This window comes from Kribbella sp. NPDC004875 (genome assembly GCF_042873375.1).
Classification (GTDB): Bacteria; Actinomycetota; Actinomycetes; order Propionibacteriales; family Kribbellaceae; genus Kribbella.
Genome location: NZ_JBIALI010000001.1, coordinates 951,346 through 974,937, shown reverse-complemented (window position 1 = coordinate 974,937; position 23,592 = coordinate 951,346). Strand labels below are relative to the sequence as shown.

Below are 23,592 nucleotides of genomic sequence, written 5' to 3'. Positions count from 1 at the left end.
AGTGTGCCACAAAACCGAGAGCAGTGCTCTTGACAGTGATCAGCGATCCGGTGTTCACTGATCACAACAGAGAGCACCGCTCTCGCTCTTGACCAGGAGACGCAGATGACCGAGTACAAGCAGACCTACGACAGCAAGCGCGTGATCACCGCGTCCGAGGGCAGCATGCGGGTGTTCAACAAGATCGTCGCCCGGCTGACGAAGCTCGGTCTGAGCCTGATGGGCAGCCGGGTGCTCTCGGTCCAGGGCCGGAAGTCCGGCGAGTGGCGCAGTACGCCGGTGAACCTGCTGGTGATCGACGGGCAGCGCTACCTGGTCGCACCGCGCGGCCACACCCAGTGGGTGAAGAACCTGCGGGCCGGCGGCACCGGCCGGCTGCAGCTAGGCAGCAAGGTCGAGACCTTCCACGCCGAGGAGCTCGCCGACGCCGACAAGCTCCCCGCGCTGCGGATGTACCTGAAGAAGTGGGCCTGGGAGGTCGGCACCTTCTTCAGCGGTGACGTCACGAAGAACTCCCCCGACGAGGTCCTGCGCCACATCGCCCCCGGAGTTCCCGTTTTCAAGATCAACTAGTGATAGGCGTCGGCCTGGATTCGGTAGAGATCGGCGTAGTGGCCGCTGTGGGCCATCAACTCGTCGTGTGTCCCGGTCTCGACCACCCGGGCGCCGTCCAGCACGACGATCAGGTCGGCCATCCGCACGGTGGAGAACCGGTGTGACACCAGGATCGTGATCCGCCCGTCCGCGCTCTGCTTGGCCGCCGCGGCGTACCGCTCGAACAGCGCGTGCTCGGTCTCGGCGTCCAACGCGGCGGTCGGCTCGTCGAGCACCAGCAACAGCGGCCGGTCCCGCATGAAGCCGCGGGCCAGCGCGAGCTTCTGCCACTGCCCGAAGCTGACCTCCGCACCGTCCGGCCAGGTCGACCCGAGCTGGGTGTCCAGCCCGGAGTCGAGCCGCTCCAGAACGTCCTCCGCCCCGGCCCGCCCGACAGCGGTCGTCACCGCCGGTACGTCGTCCAGTCGCGGCAGGTCCCCGAGTCCGACACTGTGTCCGGCCCGGAACTCGAATCGGAAGAAGTCCTGGAACGCGCCGGCGATCCGCGACCGCCACGCCTCGGCCGCGATCCGGTCCAACGGGCGATCGTCCAGCAACACCCGCCCACCGGTCGGCTCGTACAGCTTGCAGATCAGCTTCACCAACGTGGACTTGCCGGCCCCGTTCTCCCCGACGACGGCGACCACCTTGCCGGCCGGCAGGTACAGGTCGACATCGTCGAGCGCGGGCCGGTCCGAACCGGCGTACGCGAAGGAAACGTGCTCCAGCCGGATGCCGTCGTCGAGCCGCTCGGGCGCGGGCAGGTCGGCCGTGCTGTCGAACGAGGCCGCGTAGTTCTCCAGCCACACCAGCCGCCGCGACCCGTCCAGCCAGATCCCCCGCAGGAACCCGATCTCGCCCACGGTCGCTCCGATGTACGACGACAGTCGCGCGCCGGCCGCGAGGATCAGCAACACGTCACCCACCGAACCGTTCAGGCCCGAGGCGACGAACAGCACCGCACCGACGTACGCGAGGCCGAAGACCGCCCACGCGACGGCGTGCCACGCGGCGCTGGTCCGTCGGGTCGCGGCGATCGGCTGGTACCACTGCTCCCACTCGCGCCGTCGGCCGGTGACGAGGTCCGGGCCGAGCCCGATGACGCGGACTTCCTTGCCCGGTGCGGCCGTGGTCGCGGTCCTGAACAGGTGATCGGCCAGCCGGCTGTGCGCGGCGTACTGCTCCTCGACCTGGCGTTCGACACCTGGCCGCCAGCTCGAGCTGACAACGGTCGGCAACGCGAACACCAGCAGCAGCACGAGCCACGGGCTGATCGACATCAACAGCGCGACCGTCACGCCGAGGCGCAGGATCCAGCCGCAGGTGGAGAACAGCGACATGTACATGTGGTCGAGCACGAACACCTGTTTGCGCAGTACCGACAGGCGATCCAGGTAGTCGCGGCGCTCGTGGTGCTCGACCGTGGCGACGGACGCCTGCAGCTGGGCGACGTGCGCCTCGAGCATGATCGTCACGCGGTCCCGGAACCGGCGCGAGATCCGCGTCGACAGCACGCGCAGGAACCAGGTCGCCGTCACGGACACCGCCAGCCCGGTCGCGGCGAGCAGAACGGCACGCTTGTCGTTCTGCAGGATTCCGTCGGCGAGAACCTTGAGCCACAAGGCGAGCAGGGCATCGGGCAGGGCGGCGAGCAGCGTCATCGCGAAGGCGGCGACCAGCAGCCAGGGCTCGTGTTGGTAGCCCAGCTTGCAGAGGCGCCACATTGCGGGCAGCGCTTTGGGAAGGTCGTCAGAGCGTGTCATAGCTGAGCCCCTCCTCGTCGACCTCGGCCGCGAACCGCTGCGCCTGCAGGTCGAACATCGTCCGGTACCGCCCACCGAGTGCCATCAGCTCGTCATGAGTGCCGAGCTCGACGACCCGGCCGTGCTCCAGTACGCAGATCCGGTCGGCGTGCCGGACCGTCGAGAACCGGTGCGAGATGAGGATCGTGGTGACGTCGCGGGTCGCGGACAGGATGCGGTCGAAGATCGCCGCCTCGCCGCGGACGTCGAGCTGGGCCGTCGGCTCGTCGAGCAGGACGAGACCCGCGCCCTGCCGTACGGCGCACAGCGCTCGCGCGAGGGCGACGCGCTGCCATTGACCACCCGAGAGATCGGTGCCGTCGCCGTACCCGGGGGCCAGTCGGGTGTCCAGGTCGGCCAGGTCCGCGGCGCCGGCGTCGGCGAGGGCCGCGCGGATGTCCGCCTCGGGGGCGCCGGCCGGCGCGACGTTGTCCCGCAGCGGGAGCTCGAGTTTGAGGAAGTCCTGGAAGACGGCCGCGACCCGCCTCCGCCAGGCGTCGACGTCGAGGTCGCGCAGGTCGTCGCCGTCGATCCGGATCGTGCCGGACTCCGGGTCGTACAGCCGGCACAGCAGCTTGGCGAGCGTGGTCTTCCCCGCGCCGTTCTGACCGACGACGGCGAGCGACGAGCCGGCCGGGATCGTCAGGTCGAGGCCGTCGAACACCTTTCGCTCGGCCTGTGGATAACGGAAGCTGAGCCCGCGGAGTTCGATCGCGACCGCGCCGTGGCGTGCCGTGGTCAGGCCGCGACCGGGTGACAGCGCACCGGCCGGGGCCATCGCGGGCTCGAGCCGGTTGACAGCGGCGACCGGGGCGGCGGCGCCGTCCAGCGCCCAGTTCAGGCCGCCGAACGCGATCATGCTGACCCCGATCGCGACCTGCGCGAACACCACCAGCCGATCGAGCGGCAGCCGCCCGTCGATCGCCGCCGCACCGAGCGCCCAGAACACCAGACCGTTGGCCACCGCCACGATCAGCAGGCTCCAGATCATTGGGCGTTCCCGCAGTCGGGTGGCGGCGTACTGCAGTTCGAAGAGCCGTCGGCGGCGGTCGGTGAAGCGGCGTACCGTCCAGTCGGCGAGGCCGAACAGGCGCAGTTCCTTCGCCGCATCGGGTGCGACCGCCAACTCGTAGGCGTAGCTGGCGTGCCGCTGTGCCGCGCGGACCTCCTTGGTGTTCCGGTCTCGCCAGACGCCGCTCTCGCGCAGCAGCCAGTGCGTCGCGGTCCACGCGACGAGGAGCACCAGCGGCGCCCACCAGGTGAAGCCGAACAGCACTACCGCGGACGCGATTCCGCCGGCCAGTTCGACCAGGCTGCCCGCGACGAAGTCGACGTTCAGGTACATCGGCGGCCCGGTCTGCCCGCGGTCGAACTCGCGGGCCACCGTCAGATCCTCACTGAGCTCCGGGTCCTCCAGATGCCCGATCCCCGGCGGCCCGACACACGCCCTGGCGAGCTCGTCGTTCAGGTACGCCGACACTCTGCTCCCGAGGTTGGCGCTGACCGCCTGATGTACCGGCGTCAACACCTGCAGCAGAACGAACGTCGTACCCATGAACGCCAGCGGACCGCCCAGCGCGGAGCCGTGCTGCACCGCGCCGATCATCTGCCCCATGGCAATCGCGAACACCGCCGGTAACGCCCCCCGCGCCACCACCAGCCCCCACCAGGCCGCAGCCAACCCGCGATCCGCCCGCGGCAACACCCCGAAGAACTCCCACTCCGGGCGCCCACGCAACCGCCTCACCATCTCCCCACGATGACACCCTCTACGGACACAAGTCTTGAACGTTTGCCGGATCAGTCGTCGACGACGCGGGAGCCGAGCTCAGCCTCCAGTTCGGCGACGCTCGGCAGTGCGGATTCGAACTCCTCGGGGAGGGACTTGTTGATCGCGCTCGTCCACTCCGCGACCCCGATCGGCGCCTTGAACCCCTTCAGGGCGTACTCCGCGACGACTTGGTTCTTGTTCTTGCAGAGCAGCAGGCCGATGGTCGGACGGTCGCCTTCCTTCGCGAGGATGTCGTCGATCACCGCCATGTAGAGACCGAGCTGACCGAGGTACGCCGCGCTGAACTTCACCGCCTTCAGTTCGACGACGACGTAGCACCGCAGTTCGAGGTGGTAGAAGAGCAGGTCGCAGAAGAACTCCTCGCCGTCGAGTTCGAGCCGGACCTGCTCGCCGACGAACGCGAAACCCTGCCCCAGCTCGAGCAGGAACTTCCCGACGTGCTCGACCAGCTTCTGTTCCAGCTCCCGCTCTCGCCAGCCTTCAATCGCGCCGAGGAAGTCGAACAGATACGGATCGCGAGTGGCCTGCTGCGCGAGATCGGATTCCTCCGGCGGCATCGCGGTCGCGAAGTTGGTGACCGCCTTCCCGGCCCGCTCGTGGAACCGGCCTTCGATGTGCAACGCGAGGACGTCCCCGCTCCACCCACGCTCGACCGCGACTGCGGCGTACCAGAGCCGAAGCTCTGCGGAGTCGAGCTTCTCGAGCAAGGCCACATGATGGCGCCAGGGCAATTGTGCAACGCCGCGTTGCACAAATGCAGATAACGCATTCGTGCCGACACCTGCGGAACCGAGGGCCTTTTCGGGGCATCGTGGGGCATCTTGGGCCAACCTGGGGCAGATACGGGGAGGCGCTGCCAGAATGGCCAGATGATCACGCCTGAGCTGTTGAATACGGCGCCGAAGGTTCTGTTGCATGATCATTTGGATGGGGGGTTGCGGCCGGAGACCGTGGTGGAGTTGGCGCGGGAGATCGGGCATCCGTTGCCGCGGGAGGATGCGGCCGAGTTGGGGGTGTGGTTCGTCGAGTCGGCGGACTCGGGGTCGTTGGAGCGGTACCTCGCGACGTTCGATCACACCGTGGCGGTGATGCAGACCACCGAGGCGATCAAGCGGGTGGCGAGTGAGTGTGTGCAGGACCTCGCGGCGGACGGCGTCGTGTACGCCGAGGTTCGGTACGCACCGGAGCAGCACCTGAACCGTGGCCTGACCCTCGAGCAGGTCGTGGACGCGGTCCGGGAGGGTTTCGAGCACGGGATGGCGGTCGCCGAGCGGCCGATCGTCGCACGGCAGTTGCTGACCGCGATGCGGCACAAGGCTCGTTCGCGGGAGATCGCCGAGCTCGCGGTCGCCTACCGGGACGCCGGCGTGGTCGGGTTCGACATCGCCGGCGCCGAGGCGGGGTTCCCGCCCACCCGGCACCTGGACGCGTTCGAGTACCTGCAGCGCGAGAACGCGCACTTCACCATCCACGCCGGCGAGGCGTTCGGGCTGCCGTCGATCTGGCAGGCGATCCAGTGGTGCGGCGCGGACCGGCTCGGGCACGGGGTCCGGATCATCGACGACATCAGCTACGACGGCACCGGCGAGAAGGCCGAGCTCGGGCGACTCGCGGCGTACGTCCGGGACCGCCGGATCCCGCTGGAGATGTGCCCGAGCTCGAACCTGCAGACCGGCGCCGCCGAGTCGATCGCCGACCACCCGATCGGCCTGCTCGCCAAGCTCCGCTTCCGGGTGACGGTGAACACCGACAACCGCCTGATGAGTGGTACGTCGATGAGCCGCGAACTCGCGCTCCTCGCGGAAGCCTTCGACTACGACCTGACCGACTTCCGCTGGTTCGCGATCAACGCGATGAAGTCCGCGTTCATCCCCTTCGACGAACGCCTCGCAATCATCGACGAAGTCATCAAGCCCTGGTACGCCGCCGCCCTCACGCGGTGAGGCGGACCTGCACCACTCACCAACCACCGCCGGCGCCCCGATCCGGGCGGCGGTTGAGCCTGCCACGCCAGCTGCTTGGGAGGTTGGTGAGTGGTGCAGGTCCGGGCCTGCCTCAGACCGAGCGCTGGTACGTGCGGAAGGCGCGGGTCGAGAGCCACCCGACGATCAAGGTGAAGGCCAGCAGGTAGCCGCAGTGCCGCCACACCGACGACCAGTCCGGGTCGGCGGCGAGCGCGCCGCGGGCGGCGACCGTCGCCCAGTCGACCGGGTTGTAGCGGGCCGCGACGTTCACCCAGTGCGGCGCCACCTCCGGGTCGATCATGATCGACGACATGAAGGTCAGCGGCAGCGAGACGAACTGCGAGATCCCGATCAGCGCGTTCTGATCCCGGGTGAGCAGTGCGACCCCGTTCGACAACGATCCGAAGGCGAGGCCGACCAGCACCGAGGCGAGGATCGTGACCAGGTAGCCGCCGATGCCGCCGTCGTACCGCGCGCCCGCCGCGAACCCGATCCCGAACACCAGCACCGTCTGGATGAACGTGGTCGTCGCGTTGCTGAGCAACTGTCCCGCCATCAGCCCGCCACGACTGACCGGCGACGCCAGCATCCGGTCCATCACGCCACGCTCCATGTCCTGCACGAACGACGTACCGCTCCAGCCGCTCGTCATCAGCGCGGTCATCATCACGATCCCCGGCGTCAGGAACGCGATGTACGTCGAGTCCTCGAAGCCCGGGATGTGGACGACGCCCTGGAACAGCTGCCCGAACAGCAGCAGCCAGATCGCGGGTTGCACCAACGTGAACGCGATCAACGCCGGCTGCCGGTACGACGCCCGCGTCCAGCGCCCGAGGATGAGTCCGGTGTGCGCGATCATGCCGCATCCTCCGCAACCTTGAAGGAACGGCCGGTGTGCTGCAGGTACACGTCGTCCAGCGACGGCCGCGACATCGTGACCGCGACCACCGGAACCGCCTTGTCCTCCAGCACTCCGAGCACCGCGGGTACGGCGGTGGCGCCGCGATCGACCCGCGCGCGCAAGGTGTTGCCCTCGACAACGATCTCGCCGACACCGGGCAGCTGTGTGAGCAACGTCCGGACATCGCCGTCGGTGTCCGGTTCGACGAGTTCGACCTGCACCGAGTCGCCGCGCAGCGCGGCCTTCAGGGCGTCCGGGGTGCCCTCGGCAACGATCTTTCCGTGGTCGACGATCGCGAGCCGACCGGCGAGCCGATCCGCCTCTTCCAGGTAATGCGTGGTGAGCAGGACCGTCAGGCCTTCCTGCCCCGAGAGTCGCAGTACTTCGTTCCACAGGTCGGCGCGTGCTTCCGGGTCGAGACCGGTGGTCGGCTCGTCGAGGAACAGCACCTTGGGGCGGTGCACCAGACCCAGCGCGACGTCCAGTTTGCGCTGCATGCCGCCGGAGTACGTCCGCGCCGGCCGGTCGGCGTGCTCCGCGAGACCGAAGCGCTCCAGCAATTCGGCGGCCCGCTGCATCGCCTGCTGACGGGACAGACCGAAGATCCGGCCGCTGAGCACGAGGTTCTCCCGGCCGGTGGCCATCGGGTCGGAGCTGGACTTCTGCGGGACGTAGCCGATCGCGTGCCGGACCTGGTCCTGTTCGCGGACGACGTCGTACCCGGCGACCCGGGCGGTGCCGGAGTCGGCCCGGGACAGCGTGGTGAGGATCTTGACGGTGGTGGACTTGCCGGCGCCGTTCGGCCCGAGCAGGCCGAGGACGACGCCCTCGGCAACGTCGACGGTCAGGCCGTCGAGCGCGCGGAGCGGTGGGTTCTTGCGGCCGGCCGGGTACGTCTTGACCAGGTCGGTCGCCTCGATGGCATGCGTGGACATCGGTGCACTCCCTTGTACGGGAGCCGGTCGGAAGGCTGGCCTATCCTGGTGGTTGCGCCTTGGGTGCCAGGTCTTCGGACCGACTCGAGGAACTGCGGCCCTTGACCCTGGTGTTGCCGCACCGTGGGTCGAGGGCCGTCTTCTTTACCGGGCTTCCGGCGGAATCGCCTGCATCCAGGTGAACTCCTGCCCGAAGTACTTGAGTGGATCCTTCAGTTGTTCGGCCGGGCTGATGCCGTCGGTCAGATAGACCTTCCAGGCCTTGCGCCAGAACTCGGCACCGCCCAACGTGTCGGTCCGGATCTCGTCCACCAGCTGATGGACGTACGCCGATTCCGCCCGCAGCAACGCCAGCCGGAACTCGGACTCGATCCAGAAGATCCGCGGGAACTCCGTCGCGGACATGTGATTGTGCAGCGCGGTCATCTCCTCGATCTCCGCGTCGACGGCCTTGAGCCGCTCCTCGAGCAGCTCGACGGCACGATCTGGTGACAGACCGGGGAGGTACGCGAGCCCGGCCTCCAACGGGTGGAACTCGCGCGACGGCGTACCGACCAGCTCGGCGAGCCAGTCGGTGAACTCGGCGTGCCCGCTCTCGGTGATCTGGTACACGGTCCGCTCCGGCCGGTTACCCTCGCGGACCGTCTCCAGCGCCTCGACGAAACCGTGCTTCTGCAGAGCCGCTACGACGGAGTACAGCGAGCCGTAGTTGACCTTGATGCTCTGGTCCTTGCCGCGGGCCCGGAGCGTCGTGGAGATCTCGTACGGGTGCATCGGCCGCTCGCTCAGACTCCCGAGCACGGCGAACGCCAGCGGATTGCCGACCTTGCGCCTGGCCATGCGGACCCCCTCGATTCCGATTACTCGAAATCGAGTATTAGTTCACGGGTATCCGATGTCAAGTATTCAGCCAGGCGAACGCCCGGGCCGGCAGGCTGCGGACCCGGAGCGCCGCGAGGGCGCGGTACGCGGGCTCCTCGACGTACTTCGTCAGCAGCCAGGCCAGCCCGATCACGCCGATCACCGCGCCGGTGATCTGCACCAGCCGGTCCGCGCCGAGCTCCATCAGGCGGTACGCGATCAGGTAACCGACGACCTGGTTGAGCAGGTACAGCCCGAAGGAGATCCGGGCGAGGAACTGGATCGGGCGCCGGAACCGCGCGAACACCGTCCAGTCCGGGCCGCGGGCGGCGAGCGCGACGACCACCAGCAGGACGCCGATGCCGAGCGACGACGGCAGGTCCGAGGTGTGCGCGTGCTGCGCGAAGACGGTCGCGACGATCAGTGCGCCGAGATGGGCGACGCCGATCCGCCGCTGCGCCCACAGCCAGATCGCGATGCCTACCGCGAACAGCTGCAGCCGGTGCAGGCCGAGACCGTTCCAGGTCTGGATCACCCAGAGCGGGCTGTGACCGATCCGGTCGTGCCACTGCAGCGCGACCGGCGCGAGGATCATGATCCAGAGCAGCGTGGTGATCCGCTGGCCGAGGCCACGGGGCCAGAGCACCGCCGCGGCGGCGAATGCCATCAGCTGCAGCGGCAATGTCCAGTACGAGCCGTCGATCAGCTGCACGGTCGGGTCGAACGAGGCCGCCAGTGTCAGGTTCCCCCAGAGGTCGTGCCGGGTCGGCAGGATCCAGTTGCTCGGGCCGAAGCTCACCAGGACGACGTACGTGAACACGACCGCGATCAGGTACGGCGGGAGCACCCGGCAGACCCGGCGCCACAACCAGCGGTGGGTCGAGCCTCTCCGGATCGTCACGCAGACGAAGTACGCACTGATCACCAGCAGGATGCTGGCGCCGACCTGGAACGGGTACTTGCCGAGGGGCGCACCGAGCTCGGGGTGCAGGAACGGTCCCATGTACGTCGTGTGCGTGAACATCACCGCGAGAACGGCGACTACTCGCACCACGTCCCAGCTCAGCCTGCGGGCAGGTTTCTCCCGTGGGGAGTCCGGCGTCGTCAAACTCACTCCATCTACGCATCGCTCGCCGATCGTTTCGGCCGTTACCCCCTCGTGACCTTAGGCAGAGCAGGGGGTGGCGATGCAAATTCGCCGGGTGATGCCTTGATCACATCAGCCGGCGGTTTGGAATGTCCGGCGGTAGTCCTGTGGCGGTACGCCGACCACGCGGCGGAAGTGGTGCCGCAGCAGTGCCGCGGTGCCGAACCCGGACTCGGAGGCGATCTGCTCGATCCCCATCCGGGTCTGCTCGAGCAGCGTGCGGGCGCGCAGCACGCGTTGGGTGGTGACCCACTTCAACGGCGTCGTCCCGGTCTCGGCGACGAAGCGGCGGGCGAAGGTGCGCTCGGACATCTGGGCGCGCCTGGCCAGCGCCGGCACCGTGTGCTCGATGTGCAGGTTGTCGACCATCCAGTCCAGGACCGGCTGCAGGCTCTCGCTGGACGACTCGGGCACCGGCACCTCGACGTACTGCCGCTGGCCGCCGTCGCGTTGCGGCGGGACCACCATCCGGCGGGCGATCCGGGTCGCGACCGCACTGCCGAGCTCGCGGCGGACCAGGTGCAGGCAGGCGTCGATCCCGGCCGCGGTGCCGGCGCTGGTGATGATGTCGCCGTCGTCGACGAACAGCACGTCCGGGTCGAGTTTCGCGGTCGGGAACTGCTGCGTGAACTTGTCGGCGTACCGCCAGTGCGTGGTGCAGCATCGCCCGTCGAGCAGGCCGGCGGCACCGAGCACGAAGGCACCGGAGCAGACCGTCAGCAGGATCGCGCCGCGGGCGTTCGCCGTCCGGAGCGCGTCCAGGACGCGTTCGTCGTACTCGTGCCGCCAGGTGGTGGCGGGGATGCCGATCAGGTCGGCGTCCTCGAGCTCCTCCAGCCCGTACGGCGCGATCACCTGGGAGTGCGTGCTGGTCTCCATCGGGACGCCGGGCGTGGTCGAGCACACCTTGAAGTCGAACGGCGGCACACCGTCGTCGGTGCGGTCCAGTCCGAAGACCTCGGCCAGCACGCCGAACTCGAACAGGGCGACGTCCTCCATCAGGACGACAGCGATCTTCCGGAGCATCTGATCAGTATGGCAGGAATTTGTGCATGTATGTCAATAGTGCCACTGGTGGCAGAATCTGGTTGGTAGAATCATTACTGCCATGACCGGATATCTTCTTCTCGCAGTACTCGCGCTGGCCGTGATCGCGGCTCTGGAGATCAGCAACAGGCGCCACTCGACCGGTCCGGCCGCCGGACCGCGGGGTTCCTGGGTCGCCGACGACCGTGATCTGGCCCGGACCAAGCTCGACCTGCTCGCCCTCGGCGGTGCGGCCAAGCCCTTCAACCACAAGCCCGTTTCGACCACCGGGACCGTGCACACGATCCGCACCGCCCGGCTCTTCACCGACCACGGCCGTCACGCGGCCTGATCGAGCGATGCTTTGCGCCAACTGGGGGCGGTCGCGTTCGTGACCGCCCGCAGGGCGCCTTCCACCGGACCGTAGCGGAAGTTGCCCAGCCAGATGTGGCTCAGGATCACCTGCACGACAAAGATCCCGACGGCGAGGCCGAGCGTCTCCAGCGGGGACACCTGGCCGACGAGTCCGAATCCGACGCCGGTGAAGATCAGCACGGTCGCCACCGACTGGCCGATGTAGTTCGACAGCGCCATCCGGCCGGCGGGCGCGAGCAGGCGGCGGATGTCGTCTCCTCTGTCCGAGTGCATGAACCTCAGCAGCGTCGCGACGTACGCGGCCGTGAGGAACGGCGCTGTCATCACACTCATCAGCACCGACCTGGTGTCGCCGTTGCCGCCGGACGCGTAGACGATGCCGCCGGTGATACCGATCGCGAAGCCGACCACCTGGACGAGGCGCAGCATGGCATCGGAGCCGTCGACGTTCTGCAGCAGCCGCCGCCGGCCGGCGACCATGCCGACCAGGAACGCGGCCAGCGTCGTCGGACCCTGCACAGTCAGCAGCGAGAGTCCGTACGTCGGCAGCGCCCGGAGGTGCTCGCCGATCACATCGCTGAACGAGCCCGCCAGGTTCGCCGCCGTCTGCTGCGCCGCGGCGACTGCCGTCGGCGGGTCCAGGATCGCGGCCGAGTCCACGAACAGCGCTGCGATCCCGAGAGTGACGAAGAGGTACGCGTAGACCGAGCCGGCAACGATGAGCGCTGTACGGTCCTGCACCCGGCGCATACCGAGCAGGACCAGACCGATGATCGCGTACACGCTGAGGATGTCGCCGGTGATCAGGAAGACGCCGTGCAGGACACCGAGCACGAACAGCCCGCCGAGCCGTCGCAGCATCCGCGGCTTGAACGCGGCGCCCGCTCGCTGCGCCGCCTGCATCTGCAACTGGAAGCTGTACCCGAAGAGGAACGAGAACAGCAGATAGAACTTCATGTCCACGAAGGCCGACGACAGCCAGTGCACCGAGTGGTCGAGCCAGGAGTCGTACGCCGGGTCCTGGGCGACGTGGATCGGGAAGCCCGAGGCCGCGAAGGTGATGTTCACGATCAAGATGCCCAGAAGGGCGAAACCACGCAGCGCGTCGATGTCCTGAATACGCGTCCGATCCAGTACCTGGCCCATAGGCTCCAGCACATCAGCGCAGGGCTCGTCGCACAGTCGCGCTGACACCTCTCCGAGGGTGGAGTTAGCTCCACCAAACCAGAGGCGATCCCCGAGACAGTGTGGGACAGTTCGAGTCGTGGGCGACTACCGAGACGTGAACCGTGCCAACTGGGACGAGCGGGTGCCGGCGCATGTCGCGTCACCCGATTACCACGTCAAGGAGTTCCTGGACGACCCGTCGTACCTCAGTGGGGTGGTGCGGTTCGACCGGCCGCGGCTCGGGGACATCGCCGGGTTACGCGGCGTGCATCTGCAGTGCCACATCGGCACCGACTCCGTGTCGCTGGCGCGGCTCGGGGCGCGGATGAGTGCGCTGGACTTCTCGGCACCGGCGATCGAGCAGGCCCGGTCGCTCGCGGAACGGCTCGGGTTGTCGATGGACTTCCACGTCGCCGACGCGTACGACGCGGTCGAGGTGCTCGGCGCGGGGTCGTACGACTTCGTCTACACCGGGATCGGGGCGCTGTGCTGGCTCCCGGACATCCAGCGGTGGGCCGACGTGGTCGCCGGTTTGCTGAAGCCCGGTGGCCGGTTGTTCGTCCGCGAGGGGCACCCGATGCTGTGGGCGCTGGACGCGGGGACGGAGGTCCCGGAGGCGCGCTACTCGTACTTCGAGACGGTCGAGCCGATCGTCGTCGACGAGGGCGGCACGTACGTCGACACCGACGCCGACTTCGACTCGACCGTGACGCACGAATGGAACCACGGGCTCGGCGAGATCATCACCGCCGTTCAGAAGTCCGGCCTGGTGTTCGACTCCCTCACCGAGCACGACAGTGCCCCGTGGAACGCCCTGCCCGGTCTGATGACCGAGGACGCCGAAGGTGAGTGGCGCCTGACGGAGAATCCGAACCGCCTGGCCGCCACCTACACCCTGCAGGCGCACAAACCAGCTCAGTGAGCCCGGCGCTGCTGCACCTTCTGCACCGCCTGCTTGATCTTCTGCTGGTTCTCCGGCTTGCTCAGCTCCCGCTGCGCGACCTGCACCAACTTGGCGACCACTGCGCCCTTGACCAACGTCTTGACAAACCCCATCAGGGCCTCCCTCAGCTCTTGCCCAAGACGCTACCCGCCCCCACAACCCCTCACCATGGGTGATCCTCCGGAACTGTCCCTGGCGTCGGGCACACTAGAGGGGTGCCTGAGTTGCCTGAGGTGGAGTCGTTGGCGGTGTTTCTGCGGGAGCGCGCGGTGGGGCATGCGTTCGTGCGGGCCGACATCACCGCGATCAGTGCGCTGAAGACGTATGACCCGCCGATCTCGGCGATGGTCGGATTGTTGATCGACGACGTGCAGCGGCACGGGAAGTTCCTGGACATCTCGGCGCAGGGCGTGCACCTGGTGATCCACCTGGCGCGAGCCGGCTGGCTGCGCTGGAAAGAAGAGCAGAACACCGGCCTGGTCCGCCCGGGGAAGGGCCCGATCGCGCTCCGGACGGTGCTCGACGACGGCTCCGGGTTCGACCTGACCGAGGCCGGCACCCAGAAGAAGCTCGCGGTGTACGTCGTCCGCGACGTCGACGAGGTGCCCGGCATCGCCCGCCTCGGCCCCGACCCGTTCACCCTCTCGCTCGACGACTTCGGCGCAATCCTGCAGAAAGCGGGCCGCGTCCAACTCAAGGGCGTCCTGCGGAACCAGTCGGTGATCGCCGGGATCGGTAACGCCTACTCCGACGAGATCCTGCACGTCGCCAAGATGAGCCCCTTCAAACCCGCGTCGAACCTGTCCGACGACGAGCTGAAGACGTTGTACGACGCGATGCTCGAGACTCTCCGGGACGCCGTCGACCGGTCCGCCGGCCTCGCGGTCCAGGACCTGAAGGGTGAGAAGAAGTCCGGCCTCCGCGTGCACGGCCGGAAGGGCCAGAAGTGCCCGATCTGCGGCGACATCGTCCGCGAGGTCAGCTTCGCCGACTCCTCCCTGCAGTACTGCGCGACGTGTCAGACCGGCGGCAAGCCGCTGGCCGACCGAAGGATGTCGAAGCTGCTGAAGTAGGTTCCCGCCCATGCGGAAGATCTACGTGGCAGCGCACGTCTACATGATTCTCGGGCTGATCAGCGGGCTGTACTACCGCGAGCTCACCAAACTCAACGACTTCACCGGCGACTCCCAGCTCGGCGTCGTCCACACCCACATCCTGGCGCTGGGGATGCTGTTCTTCCTGATCGTGCTCGCGCTCGAGAAGCTCTTCACCCTGACCGCGGGCAAGCTGTTCACGGCGTTCTTCTGGGTCTACAACGCCGGGCTCGCACTGACCGTCGGGATGATGCTGCTTCGCGGCACCATGACCGTGCTGGGCCACCAGGCCGGTCCCGCGCTCGACGGGATCTCCGGCCTGGGTCACATCACGATCACCCTCGGCCTGATCTTCTTCTTCATCAACCTCGGCAAGTGCCTGCCCGAGAAGGAGCAGGCTGCCCAGGAGAAGGTCGAAGCCGCCTAGGTCGTCATCTGGTCGAACATGGTCTTCACGTCGGGCGTGTTCGGGGTCGACAGCAACGTCGGCGTACCGCTGGTCGTCCGGCGCGAGGTCACCGCGAACACGTACCCGAGGTTGGCGTCGATACGGTCCTTCAGCCACGGACCGCCGCTCGCCCCACCGTTCATCGAGCAGGTCAGCGCCGCGTCCGAACCGCCCCACGCGTACGTGGTGCCGTCGCAGTAGTACGGCACCTCACCGTTGTACGGCGGTTCGGCCGGCCAGCCCCAGATCCGGGTGCCCGCCTGGCTGGTCGAGTTGCCCCAGACGAGCCCGTTGCCGCCGACCGTGTCGATCAGGTTCGCGCCGTTGCGCTGCTGCAGCGTGACGAACGCCTGGTCGTGGGTGAAGTCGCTGCTGTTGATCCAGGAGTTGAACGCGCGCGCCTGGCTCCAGTTCCACAGGCCGTAACCCGACTGGCCGTTGTAGTACGCGGGCGCGAACACGATGTTCGAGTGCCACGCACCGCCTTGCCCGCTGTGCACACAGTGGCCGGCGGTGATGATCAGGTTCTTGTAGCCGTTGTTGATGGTGGACGCCGAGCACACGTAGTTCAGCCCGTTGTCGGTGAAGAACAACTTCCCGGCCGTACTCGGGACCGCGTCGTTGACGACCTTGGTCCGCAGTGGCGCGACCGGCTTGGATGTGACCCCGCTGGAAGTCCCTTGTTTCAAAGGGGTTCCGGCGGTGCTGGACGGCAGGTCGGCCGGGATGGCGGTCCGCAGTTTCTCGGCAGTCCAATACCCGGTCGCGTCCAGTGCACCGGCGCGGGCCTTCGCCGGCAGCGCAGGCGCCCGTACGGCGGTGGTCGCGGCGGGACCGGTATCAGGAGCTGGGGCGGCTGCGGCGGGAGCGACGGCGGCTCCGGTGACCAGCAGGATTCCGGCGGCGAGCAGGCGAACGGTCGTTCTGCGCATGCGTGACTCCTCGATCGGGGCGGGAGATCGATCACTGCCAGTAGAGGTGAAGCGCTCTCGGAATGCAAGCCGTCACAGGTGGATGACATACGGTGATGAAGCCGACCGTCGTCCCGCTTCCAACCGGACCCGCAGCTCGTGGTCGCCGTCCGGACCGGCGACCCGCGTGACCCACCCGACGGACCGCCCGGGCTCGAGACCGTCGAACGTCCAGAACTGCTCGCTCGCCGACCAATCGGGTGGCAACGGGAGCTCGACCTCGCCGCGCACCGGCGTACGTCCGAAGTTGGTCACCACCACCGTGATCTCGTCGCGGCCCGGGTGGATCGACGCCAGCACTGTCCCGACGGGTGCGACAAGCACTCGCCGTACGCCGGTCGGGACGGCCAACGGGACGACGCGGTCGGCCGGCATCGGGAACGGGCCGATCGTGGTCCGGGTGAGCTGCTGACCGGTGACGCCGCACCGGCGACCGGCCAGGCGGATCTGGTGCCGGCTGTCCGGCGCGACCATGCCGACGAACCGGATGGCGACAGCAGCGGTCCGACGGGCGACCAGGTGTGCCGTCGTACCCAGCGGGGTGACGTCCCAGACGCCGTCGGCGTTCGCGGTGACCGTGTCGGGCGGGACGATCCGCAGTTTGCCCTGCAATGCGACGCGGACGACCGGCGGATCACCCGAGTCGGGCAGCCGGACGACGAGGTCGGCACCGTCCCGGCGCCAGGTCAACGCCTTGCCGGTGCGGTCCTCGACGACGTGCAGCGGCATCGTGACCAGACCGGGCAGGCGTACTTCGTCATCGGCCGGCCGACGCGCGATCCGGAGCAGCAGGAGTCGGTGACTCCGCAGAATCGCCTCTCCCCAGGGTTGCGGCTCGAATTCCCCCGGGATCCCCTGAATCAGTGCCACCGCAGCCTCCTCCGAGCCACTCTTCCGACATCCGCTCGCCGGGGTCAATCGGTTATCCCCGGGTCGCGGCAGCACGCGGGGTCACCGTGCGGCGCCCGGTTGGGTAGGTCTGCCATGCTTGCGGGCATGTTCCGGAACCAGGAGATTCCTTCCGTTGTGGTGGCCGAGCTCGACGACGACCTGCTCGCGGAGGCGTTCGTGCTCGACGTGCGCGAGCCGGACGAGTGGGACCGCGGGCACATCGAGGGCGCCACGCACATCCCGCTCGGCGAGTTGCAGGAGCGCGTCGGCGAGGTGCCGGTGGACCAGAAGGTGCTCTGCGTCTGCGCGGTCGGCGGCCGGTCCGGGATGGCCACCCAGTTCCTGAACCAGCTCGGCCGGGAGGCGATCAACCTCGACGGCGGCATGCACGCCTGGCAGACCTCGGGTCGTCCGGTCAGCACGAACTGACGGATCGAGAAGAAAACCTTCCACAGAGTGACTGCAGGCGTTACTTTGTCACCGGTCGGTTGATCGTCGTACACCTGCGCCTCACACGGCGGTAGCGCGCGCGGCGTCGGATAACCGCGTCCGTCCACCGTGGGAGGCTCCTGTGTCGCTCATCCGTCCGTTGACCACAGCGCTCGGCGTTGGTGGTCTGTTGGCCGGCGTCCTCGTCAACCCGGCCCTCGGCCAGACCGCCAGGCCGGGGATCACCGACGCCGCGATCGCGGAGGACGGCGTACTGACGTCCCGCGTCGACGGACCGGTCGCGCCGGGGGTGAACTACACGTCGTTCGAGCGCCTCGACCCGAAGGGCTGGCAACGCGGCGACATCCTCGACACCGACCTGGACAAGCACGGCGTCACCGTCGACCTGGTCACCAACGACGGCAAGGTGTCCGGCGGCCAGCCGCTCAGCCGGCAGCTCGCCCGCAAGGGCGCGATCGCCGGCGTGAACGGCGACTTCTTCGACATCAACGACACCACCGCACCGCTCGGTGTCGGCGTCGAGCAGAGCGGCAAGCTGCTGAACGCGCCGGCCGCCGGGCACAACGACACCGCGGTGATCGGCAAGGACGGCCTCGGCAAGATCGCCCAGCTGTTCCTGCAGGGTACGGCGGTCGACGGCGCCATCAAGCTCGAACTGACCAACCTCAACTCGCCGGCCGTCAACAGCGGCGGAATCGGCCTCTACACCCCGGAGTGGGGCGACGCGGCCCGGACCCGGACCGTCGACGGCCTGCCGACCGTCCGCGAGGTGATCCTTCGCGACGGAGTGGTCGTCAGCTCGGCCACCACTCCGGCCACCACCTCGTTGGTCGCCGGCGAGCAGGCGCTGATCGGTCGCGAGGCGGGTGCTGACGCGCTGGCCGCGTTCGCGGTCGGCGACAAGGTCGACGTCGAGTACGGCCTGCGCCCGGACGCCGCCGATGTCGCGACCGCGGTCAGCGGCAACTACCAGCTCGCGAAGGACGGCAAGGTCCCGGACACGGTGCCGGACGCCGACCTCGCGCCGCGGACCGCGATCGGGTTCGACGCCGACGGCAGCCGGATGATCCTGCTCACCGTCGACGGCCGGGCGACCGGCTCCCGCGGCCTGTCGCTGAAGGAGATGGGCGAGCTGATGATCAGCCTCGGCGCCTCCGACGCCCTGAACCTGGACGGTGGCGGCTCCTCGACGATGCTCGCCCGGACCCCGGGCCAGGCCGCGCCGAAGGTCGTCAACGACCCGTCGGACGGCGGTGAGCGGCTGATCCCGAACGGCCTCGGCCTGCTGCCGGTCAAGGGTTCCGGCAAGCTCACCGGCTTCCGTGTCGAGTCGACCGGCACCGCCGAGGCCGATCAGGACGCCGACCTGTCCCGCAGCGCACGCGTCCTCACCGGCCTCAGCCGCGTCCTCAAGGCGACCGGGTACGACGAGACCTACGCCCCCGCCACGGGTACGCCGCTCTGGTACGCCGGCAGCAACGTCCGCGTCGATCAGCACGGTGTGGTCACCGGCCGCAAGGCGGGCGACGCGATCGTCACCGCCACTCGCGGTGCGGCGAACGGAAGGTTCCCGATGACAGTCCTCGGTACGCCGACCCGCCTCGCACCGTCGACTCGTCAGGTCTCGCTGGCCGACACTGCCGCCAAGGGCTTCTTCGAGATCGACGGGTACGACGCCGACGGCTTCTCCACCTGGATCGAGCCGCGGGACGTGAAGCTCAGCTACGACCCGGCGAAGATCAAGATCGTTGCGAAGGGCAATGGGTTCGAGGCCAGTGCCCTGAGCAACGATGCGGTGTCGGCCGTGGTGACGGCGACGGTCGGCGGTCTCAGTACTCAGCTCAGTGTCACGGCCGGTCTCGCGAGCACCGTGGTCGACGAGCTCGACGACGTCACGAAGTGGGCGGCGAACGCCGTACCGGTCGGTGCGGCGACGGCGTCGCGGTCCGCCGCGGAGGGGCATGACGGCGGCCAGGCGATCGCGCTCGACTATTCGCTGACGGGCAGCACTGCGACGCGAGCGGCGTACCTGTCGCAGACTCCGCAGCAGACGTTGCCGGGGCAGCCGCAGAAGCTCGGCGCCTGGGTGTACGGCGACGGCAAGGGCGCGTGGCTGCGCGCGAACGCGTACGACGCGGCGGGCGGTACGGCGCAGACGCTGAACCTCGCCGCCACGGTCGACTGGACCGGCTGGAAGTACGTCGAGGCGGACATCCCGCCGGGACTCGCGATGCCGCTGCGGTTCTGGCGGATCTACGTCGTGGAGACCTCACCGACCCGGCAGTACTCCGGGCGGATCGTGATCGACGACCTGACCGTGCGCAGCGCGCCGCCCGTGACGATGGACCCGCCGGCGAAGGTCATCGACCCGATGGTGGTCACCGACGGAACCGTGCAGACCAGCGGCCGCTGGCGGTTCGCGGTGATGTCGGACGCGCAGTTCACCTCCGACGACCCGAACTCGGACTTCGTGAAGCAGGCCCGGCGGACGATCCGCGAGGCGCTCGCGCAGAACCCGGACTTCCTGGTGATCAACGGCGACTTCGTCGACCGGGCGTTCGGTCCGGACATCGCGCTGGCCAAGCAGATCATCGACGAGGAAGTGGCCGGAAAGGTGCCGGTGCACTACGTGCCGGGAAACCACGAGACCTACGGGCCGGGTGACCTGTCCGAGTGGAAGAAGGTCTTCGGCGCCACGACCAGCACGTTCGACCACAAGGGCACCCGGTTCGTCCTGCGCGACTCGTCGCTCGGGTCGCTGCGAGCCGGTGGGTTCGACCAGATCCTCGACCTCCGCAAGCAGCTCGACTCCGCGGCGCGGGACCGGTCGATCACGAGCGTCGTCGTGATGGCGCACCACCCGGTCGACGACCCGTCGCCGACGCAGAACTCGCAGCTCGGTGACCGCAAGGAAGCCGCGATGATCGTGAAGTGGCTGGCCGACTTCCGGGCCTCGACGGGCAAGGGTGCGGCGTACATGGCGGGCCACGCGGGAACGTTCGCGGCGACGCGCACGGACGGCGTACTGCTGCCGCTGACCGGAAACTCGGGCAAGTCGCCGGCTGCCGCTCCGGACGCCGGTGGCTTCACCGGGTGGGCGCTGGTCGGGATCGACCCGAAGGTTCCCGCGGCGGCCGCGGGCGAGCGGAACTGGTCGGCGCCGGAGCGGTCCTGGTTCCAGGTCGAGCTGCGGCCGCACGTCGACTCGCTCGAGCTGTCCGCGCCGGCGACGCTGCGTCGCGGCCAGACCGGTCCGGCGGCGGCGACCGTCGTCCAGGACAGCCGTCGGGTTCCGGTGGCGTTCCCGGTGTCGTCCGACTGGTGGGGTTCGCAGCAGCTGTACGTCGGTCCGGCGAAGACCGCGCCGTTCTGGGCCGTCGCGTCGTACGACCCGGCGACCGGTCAGGTGACCGCGCTGCGTCCTGGCACCGCTCAGCTGGGCGTGACCGTGAACGGGGTCTCGCAGAGCACCACCATCACGGTCAATTGGTAGGTTCAGCCGCGTGACTGACGTGGTGGTGCCGCAGCGGCTGCGGAGTGGTGATCGGGTTGCTGTGGTGGCGCCGTCGGGACGAGTGGACGCGGCGCGGCTCGCGATCGGGCAGCGGCACCTCGAGTCCTGGGGGCTCGAGGTCGTCATCCTGCCGGCGGTGCTGGCCGGGCACGAGCGCTTCCGGTATCTCGCCGCCGACGACAAGGCCCGCGCCGACGACCTGCGGAGCGCCTGGCTGGACCCGCAGTTCGCCGCGGTGTTCTGCGCGCGCGGCGGGTACGGCGTACAGCGGATGCTCGAGTACGTCGACCTCGACGAGCTGGTCGCCGTACCGAAGTGGTTCGTCGGGTTCAGCGACATCACCGCACTGCACGAGCCACTGAACGCGCGTGGTCTGGTGACCGTCCACGGTCCGATGGCTGCCGCGGTGGAGCAGTTGGAGAACGCTCAAGGACGTGAGCGGCTGCGGGCGTTGCTGTTCGAACCGGAGAGTGTCACCGACCTGCTCGCACCGGTCGGTGCGCGCACTGTGGTCGATGGCGTCGCCGAGGGCCCGCTGCGCGGTGGCAACCTGGCGATGCTCGCGTCCAGCGTCGGTACGCCGACCTACATGCCGCCGGCGGGTGTCGTCGTCCTCGAGGACGTCAACGAGGAGGCTTACCGGGCCGACCGATTGCTCACGCAGTTGCTGCGCGCGGGATGGTTCAAGCAGGTCACCGGTCTCGTGATCGGTGACTTCAGTGAGGCCGACGACGGTATCGGCGACCTCATCCGCGAGCGGCTCGAGCCGCTCGGCGTACCGATGGTGGAGGGTGCGGCGATCGGGCACGAGGCGTTGAACCTCGCCGTGCCGCTGGGATTGCCGGTCCGGCTGGACGCAACTGCCGGAACCCTTACCCCAGGTGGTCTCGCAGGAAGCTGAACGCCTGCGGGTAGGCGTCGAGACGGTTCTTGAGCTTCGCGAGGCCGTGGCCCTCGTCGGGGTACACGAGCAGCTGGCACGGTACGCCGCGGCTCGTCAGCGCGGCCGTGATCTGCTCGGCCTCGGACAGCGGGACGCGCGGGTCGTTGGCGCCGTGAATGACGAACAACGGCGCCCGGATGTCGTCGACGCGGCTCAGCGGGCTCGCCGACTCGAGGAACTCCCGGTCGGTCGCCAGGTAGCCGTACTCACGCTCGCGCATCGAACGCCGGTACGCCGAGGTGTTCTCCAGGAACGTCACCAGCGAGGCGATCCCGACGATGTCCACGCCGGCCGCCCACAGCTCCGGCTGGAACGCGACACCGGCCAGCACCATGTAGCCGCCGTACGAACCACCCCACAGCGCGGCCCGTTTCGGATCGGCGCCGATCGTCGGCAGCCACGCGTTGATCGCAGCCAGGTCCTTCACCGAGTCGAGCCGCAGTTCGCGGTCGTCGAGTGAGTACCAGCGCTTCCCGTAGCCCGCCGAGCCGCGCACGTTCGGTACGACGACTGTGTGCCCCTCACCCGCGAGCGCAGAGATGATCGGACTCCAGATCCGCAGCGCGGCACCCTCCGGGCCACCGTGCACATGGACCACCGTGGACCCCAGGTCGGCGCCGGTCGGCCGGAACACGAACACCGGCACCTGTTCACCGTCGAACGACGGCACGCGCAGACTCTCCGGATGCTGCAGCTCAGCCGGTACGTCGGGCTGGCCGGCCGACCGAATCGCGGTCAGCTCACCGCCCGGCACGAAACGGAACACGGTCGGCGGCGACACCGGCGAGTTGTAGGTGATCGCGGCGAACGAGCCGTCGGCGGACCAGATCGGGTCCGGCGTGGCCATCGACAACGCCGCCGTACCGCCAGGAGGCAGATCGAGTGATGCGATGGCCGAGCCGTCCTCCAGCCGGTGCAGTGCCAGCGTCACCTCGCCGTCCTCCACTGCGCCGACCAACAGGTGCTCGCCGTTCGGTGAGGGCCACCCAGCCAGGTCGCGGGCGTCGTCCACGAGCAGGTCGCTCCAGGAGCCGTTGGCCACGTCGTACCGGCGCAAGGCCATCCGGTCGCGGTCGGCGTTGCTGGACACCAGGAACGCGGACGAGTCGGGCAGCCACGCCACCGGACCCTGGTCGTTGTGCGCGTCCTCCGCGCTGAGCTCGGTGACCGCGCGGCTCGAGGTCTCGACCAGCAGCAGCTGCATCGAGTTCGCCGGGGTGCTGGCCTTCGTGAGCACGACCCACTTGTCGTCGGGCGACGGGTCGACGGCCATCACCCAGCCGCCGTCGTCGTACAGCACGGTCTCGCTGCCAGTGGCCAGGTCGTGCGCGACCAGGTCGAAGTCGACGCCGTTACGGCGGTTGGTGGTGTACAGAACCCGCCCGGCCCGTGCCGCGACCAGGTGGTGGATGTACTCCGTGTCGTGCACCAGCGGGGTCAGCGCGGGCAGGCCGGAGTCGGTGAGGTCCAGCAACGAGAGCTGGCCACGTTCGTCGCCGCCGGTGTCGTGCTCGACGACCACCTGGCTGCTGCCCGGGATGAAGCGTGCGCCGCGGCAGGTGTCACCGAGGTTGGTCAGTGCGCGCCAGGTCCCGTCGGGTGCGACCTCGTTGACCTGGCGGGTGCCGGTGCCGTCGTACAGCACCAGCAGGCGGCCCTCGTCGTCGACGTCCAGGGCCATGGTGGTGGGCAAGGAGAAGAGCGTCGTCAGCAGCACGCCTTCATCCTCACACGGGCGGTGGGTGAACCGCTGCGGATTCACCCACCGCCGAAT

General features: G+C 68.7%; 22 protein-coding genes. 9 read left to right on the top strand and 13 right to left on the bottom strand.

The features are described 5' to 3' along the window. The first annotated feature begins 105 nt into the window (after window positions 1-105). Complete coding sequence (locus ACFYRH_RS04625; protein ID WP_387768055.1) at window positions 106-573, top strand: nitroreductase family deazaflavin-dependent oxidoreductase; 468 nt, start codon at window positions 106-108, stop codon at window positions 571-573. On the opposite strand, the gene ACFYRH_RS04620 is transcribed toward ACFYRH_RS04625, so the two are convergent. Genes ACFYRH_RS04620 through ACFYRH_RS04610 form a run of 3 tightly spaced genes read right to left on the bottom strand, consistent with a single transcriptional unit; the run spans window position 570 to window position 5,105 of the window. Next, window positions 570-2,357, bottom strand: coding sequence for an ABC transporter ATP-binding protein (locus tag ACFYRH_RS04620; protein WP_387768052.1), 1,788 nt, complete (start codon window positions 2,355-2,357; stop codon window positions 570-572). The two genes, ACFYRH_RS04625 and ACFYRH_RS04620, sit on opposite strands and share 4 nt — an antisense overlap. Further along, window positions 2,344-4,146, bottom strand: a complete 1,803-nt coding sequence (locus tag ACFYRH_RS04615; RefSeq protein ID WP_387768049.1) for an ABC transporter ATP-binding protein — start codon at window positions 4,144-4,146, stop codon at window positions 2,344-2,346. Before ACFYRH_RS04615 ends, ACFYRH_RS04620 begins: the two co-directional genes overlap by 14 nt. 50 nt (window positions 4,147-4,196) lie before the next feature. Beyond that, entirely contained in the window at window positions 4,197-5,105 is a 909-nt protein-coding gene (locus ACFYRH_RS04610; protein WP_387768046.1) for a YhcG family protein, read from the bottom strand. Between ACFYRH_RS04610 and ACFYRH_RS04605 the strand changes: the two genes are divergently transcribed. Next, window positions 5,058-6,131, top strand: coding sequence for an adenosine deaminase (locus ACFYRH_RS04605; protein ID WP_387768043.1), 1,074 nt, complete (start codon window positions 5,058-5,060; stop codon window positions 6,129-6,131). The genes ACFYRH_RS04610 and ACFYRH_RS04605 overlap by 48 nt on opposite strands. Before the next feature lie 112 nt (window positions 6,132-6,243). On the opposite strand, the gene ACFYRH_RS04600 is transcribed toward ACFYRH_RS04605, so the two are convergent. The 5 genes from ACFYRH_RS04600 to ACFYRH_RS04580 form a co-directional block, all read right to left on the bottom strand. After that, entirely contained in the window at window positions 6,244-7,011 is a 768-nt protein-coding gene (locus ACFYRH_RS04600; protein WP_387768040.1) for an ABC transporter permease, read from the bottom strand. Further along, window positions 7,008-7,988 (bottom strand): ATP-binding cassette domain-containing protein, encoded by a 981-nt coding sequence (locus tag ACFYRH_RS04595; protein WP_387768037.1) that lies wholly within the window; start codon window positions 7,986-7,988, stop codon window positions 7,008-7,010. The genes ACFYRH_RS04600 and ACFYRH_RS04595 overlap by 4 nt, the downstream gene beginning before the upstream one ends. 144 nt (window positions 7,989-8,132) lie before the next feature. Next, entirely contained in the window at window positions 8,133-8,828 is a 696-nt protein-coding gene (locus tag ACFYRH_RS04590) for a PadR family transcriptional regulator (protein ID WP_387768034.1), read from the bottom strand. A 58-nt stretch (window positions 8,829-8,886) separates the two neighbouring features. Next, entirely contained in the window at window positions 8,887-9,900 is a 1,014-nt protein-coding gene (locus ACFYRH_RS04585) for an acyltransferase family protein (RefSeq protein ID WP_387768031.1), read from the bottom strand. 168 nt (window positions 9,901-10,068) lie between these two features. After that, window positions 10,069-11,022, bottom strand: coding sequence for a helix-turn-helix domain-containing protein (locus ACFYRH_RS04580; RefSeq protein WP_387768028.1), 954 nt, complete (start codon window positions 11,020-11,022; stop codon window positions 10,069-10,071). A gap of 82 nt (window positions 11,023-11,104) precedes the next feature. Here ACFYRH_RS04580 and ACFYRH_RS04575 point away from each other — a divergent pair, with 82 nt between their 5' ends. Next, a complete protein-coding gene (locus ACFYRH_RS04575; RefSeq protein ID WP_387768025.1) occupies window positions 11,105-11,374 on the top strand; it encodes a hypothetical protein in 270 nt (89 codons plus the stop codon). Here ACFYRH_RS04575 and ACFYRH_RS04570 read toward each other — a convergent pair. Continuing rightward, window positions 11,362-12,543 (bottom strand): DUF418 domain-containing protein, encoded by a 1,182-nt coding sequence (locus ACFYRH_RS04570; protein WP_387768022.1) that lies wholly within the window; start codon window positions 12,541-12,543, stop codon window positions 11,362-11,364. The genes ACFYRH_RS04575 and ACFYRH_RS04570 overlap by 13 nt on opposite strands. Window positions 12,544-12,661: 118 nt before the next feature. Here ACFYRH_RS04570 and ACFYRH_RS04565 point away from each other — a divergent pair, with 118 nt between their 5' ends. Beyond that, window positions 12,662-13,486: a class I SAM-dependent methyltransferase gene (locus ACFYRH_RS04565; protein ID WP_387768019.1), complete on the top strand. Its 825-nt coding sequence runs from the start codon at window positions 12,662-12,664 to the stop codon at window positions 13,484-13,486. Here the strand turns inward: ACFYRH_RS04565 and ACFYRH_RS04560 are convergent. Then, the gene (locus ACFYRH_RS04560) at window positions 13,480-13,620 is read right to left on the bottom strand and encodes a hypothetical protein (protein WP_387768016.1); all 141 of its coding nucleotides are present in this window, start codon (window positions 13,618-13,620) and stop codon (window positions 13,480-13,482) included. The genes ACFYRH_RS04565 and ACFYRH_RS04560 overlap by 7 nt on opposite strands. Before the next feature lie 102 nt (window positions 13,621-13,722). Here ACFYRH_RS04560 and ACFYRH_RS04555 point away from each other — a divergent pair, with 102 nt between their 5' ends. Both ACFYRH_RS04555 and ACFYRH_RS04550 read left to right on the top strand, forming a co-directional pair. Continuing rightward, complete coding sequence (locus tag ACFYRH_RS04555; protein ID WP_387768014.1) at window positions 13,723-14,580, top strand: DNA-formamidopyrimidine glycosylase family protein; 858 nt, start codon at window positions 13,723-13,725, stop codon at window positions 14,578-14,580. Between the two features lie 10 nt (window positions 14,581-14,590). Next, a complete protein-coding gene (locus ACFYRH_RS04550) occupies window positions 14,591-15,028 on the top strand; it encodes a DUF2871 domain-containing protein (protein ID WP_387768011.1) in 438 nt (145 codons plus the stop codon). On the opposite strand, the gene ACFYRH_RS04545 is transcribed toward ACFYRH_RS04550, so the two are convergent. Next, the gene (locus ACFYRH_RS04545) at window positions 15,025-15,981 is read right to left on the bottom strand and encodes a trypsin-like serine peptidase (protein WP_387768008.1); all 957 of its coding nucleotides are present in this window, start codon (window positions 15,979-15,981) and stop codon (window positions 15,025-15,027) included. The genes ACFYRH_RS04550 and ACFYRH_RS04545 overlap by 4 nt on opposite strands. Window positions 15,982-16,053: 72 nt before the next feature. Continuing rightward, window positions 16,054-16,890 (bottom strand): hypothetical protein, encoded by an 837-nt coding sequence (locus tag ACFYRH_RS04540; protein WP_387768006.1) that lies wholly within the window; start codon window positions 16,888-16,890, stop codon window positions 16,054-16,056. A 126-nt stretch (window positions 16,891-17,016) separates the two neighbouring features. On the opposite strand from ACFYRH_RS04540, the gene ACFYRH_RS04535 reads away from it, so the two are divergent. From ACFYRH_RS04535 to ACFYRH_RS04525, 3 genes are all read left to right on the top strand, one after another. Then, window positions 17,017-17,340 carry a rhodanese-like domain-containing protein gene (locus tag ACFYRH_RS04535; RefSeq protein WP_387768003.1) on the top strand — a complete coding sequence of 108 codons (324 nt, stop codon included), beginning with the start codon at window positions 17,017-17,019 and terminating at the stop codon, window positions 17,338-17,340. A gap of 142 nt (window positions 17,341-17,482) precedes the next feature. Then, entirely contained in the window at window positions 17,483-20,854 is a 3,372-nt protein-coding gene (locus ACFYRH_RS04530; RefSeq protein ID WP_387768000.1) for a phosphodiester glycosidase family protein, read from the top strand. Between the two features lie 10 nt (window positions 20,855-20,864). Further along, the gene (locus tag ACFYRH_RS04525; protein WP_387767997.1) at window positions 20,865-21,776 is read left to right on the top strand and encodes an LD-carboxypeptidase; all 912 of its coding nucleotides are present in this window, start codon (window positions 20,865-20,867) and stop codon (window positions 21,774-21,776) included. Here the strand turns inward: ACFYRH_RS04525 and ACFYRH_RS04520 are convergent. Further along, window positions 21,748-23,535 carry an alpha/beta fold hydrolase gene (locus ACFYRH_RS04520; protein ID WP_387767994.1) on the bottom strand — a complete coding sequence of 596 codons (1,788 nt, stop codon included), beginning with the start codon at window positions 23,533-23,535 and terminating at the stop codon, window positions 21,748-21,750. The genes ACFYRH_RS04525 and ACFYRH_RS04520 overlap by 29 nt on opposite strands. Between the last annotated feature and the right edge of the window lie 57 nt (window positions 23,536-23,592).

Excerpts from the sequence above, each read along its gene's own strand:
- ACFYRH_RS04590 (WP_387768034.1), bottom strand. The coding sequence starts at position 8,828 with ATGGCCAGGCGCAAGGTCGGCAATCCGCTGGCGTTCGCCGTGCTCGGG.
- ACFYRH_RS04615 (WP_387768049.1), bottom strand. The coding sequence starts at position 4,146 with ATGGTGAGGCGGTTGCGTGGGCGCCCGGAGTGGGAGTTCTTCGGGGTG.
- ACFYRH_RS04620 (WP_387768052.1), bottom strand. The coding sequence starts at position 2,357 with ATGACACGCTCTGACGACCTTCCCAAAGCGCTGCCCGCAATGTGGCGC.
- ACFYRH_RS04595 (WP_387768037.1), bottom strand. The coding sequence starts at position 7,988 with ATGTCCACGCATGCCATCGAGGCGACCGACCTGGTCAAGACGTACCCG.
- ACFYRH_RS04625 (WP_387768055.1), top strand. The coding sequence starts at position 106 with ATGACCGAGTACAAGCAGACCTACGACAGCAAGCGCGTGATCACCGCG.
- ACFYRH_RS04605 (WP_387768043.1), top strand. The coding sequence starts at position 5,058 with ATGATCACGCCTGAGCTGTTGAATACGGCGCCGAAGGTTCTGTTGCAT.
- ACFYRH_RS04600 (WP_387768040.1), bottom strand. The coding sequence starts at position 7,011 with ATGATCGCGCACACCGGACTCATCCTCGGGCGCTGGACGCGGGCGTCG.
- ACFYRH_RS04545 (WP_387768008.1), bottom strand. The coding sequence starts at position 15,981 with ATGCGCAGAACGACCGTTCGCCTGCTCGCCGCCGGAATCCTGCTGGTC.
- ACFYRH_RS04610 (WP_387768046.1), bottom strand. The coding sequence starts at position 5,105 with ATGCAACAGAACCTTCGGCGCCGTATTCAACAGCTCAGGCGTGATCAT.
- ACFYRH_RS04560 (WP_387768016.1), bottom strand. The coding sequence starts at position 13,620 with ATGGGGTTTGTCAAGACGTTGGTCAAGGGCGCAGTGGTCGCCAAGTTG.
- ACFYRH_RS04575 (WP_387768025.1), top strand. The coding sequence starts at position 11,105 with ATGACCGGATATCTTCTTCTCGCAGTACTCGCGCTGGCCGTGATCGCG.
- ACFYRH_RS04570 (WP_387768022.1), bottom strand. The coding sequence starts at position 12,543 with ATGGGCCAGGTACTGGATCGGACGCGTATTCAGGACATCGACGCGCTG.
- ACFYRH_RS04580 (WP_387768028.1), bottom strand. The coding sequence starts at position 11,022 with ATGCTCCGGAAGATCGCTGTCGTCCTGATGGAGGACGTCGCCCTGTTC.
- ACFYRH_RS04535 (WP_387768003.1), top strand. The coding sequence starts at position 17,017 with ATGTTCCGGAACCAGGAGATTCCTTCCGTTGTGGTGGCCGAGCTCGAC.
- ACFYRH_RS04550 (WP_387768011.1), top strand. The coding sequence starts at position 14,591 with ATGCGGAAGATCTACGTGGCAGCGCACGTCTACATGATTCTCGGGCTG.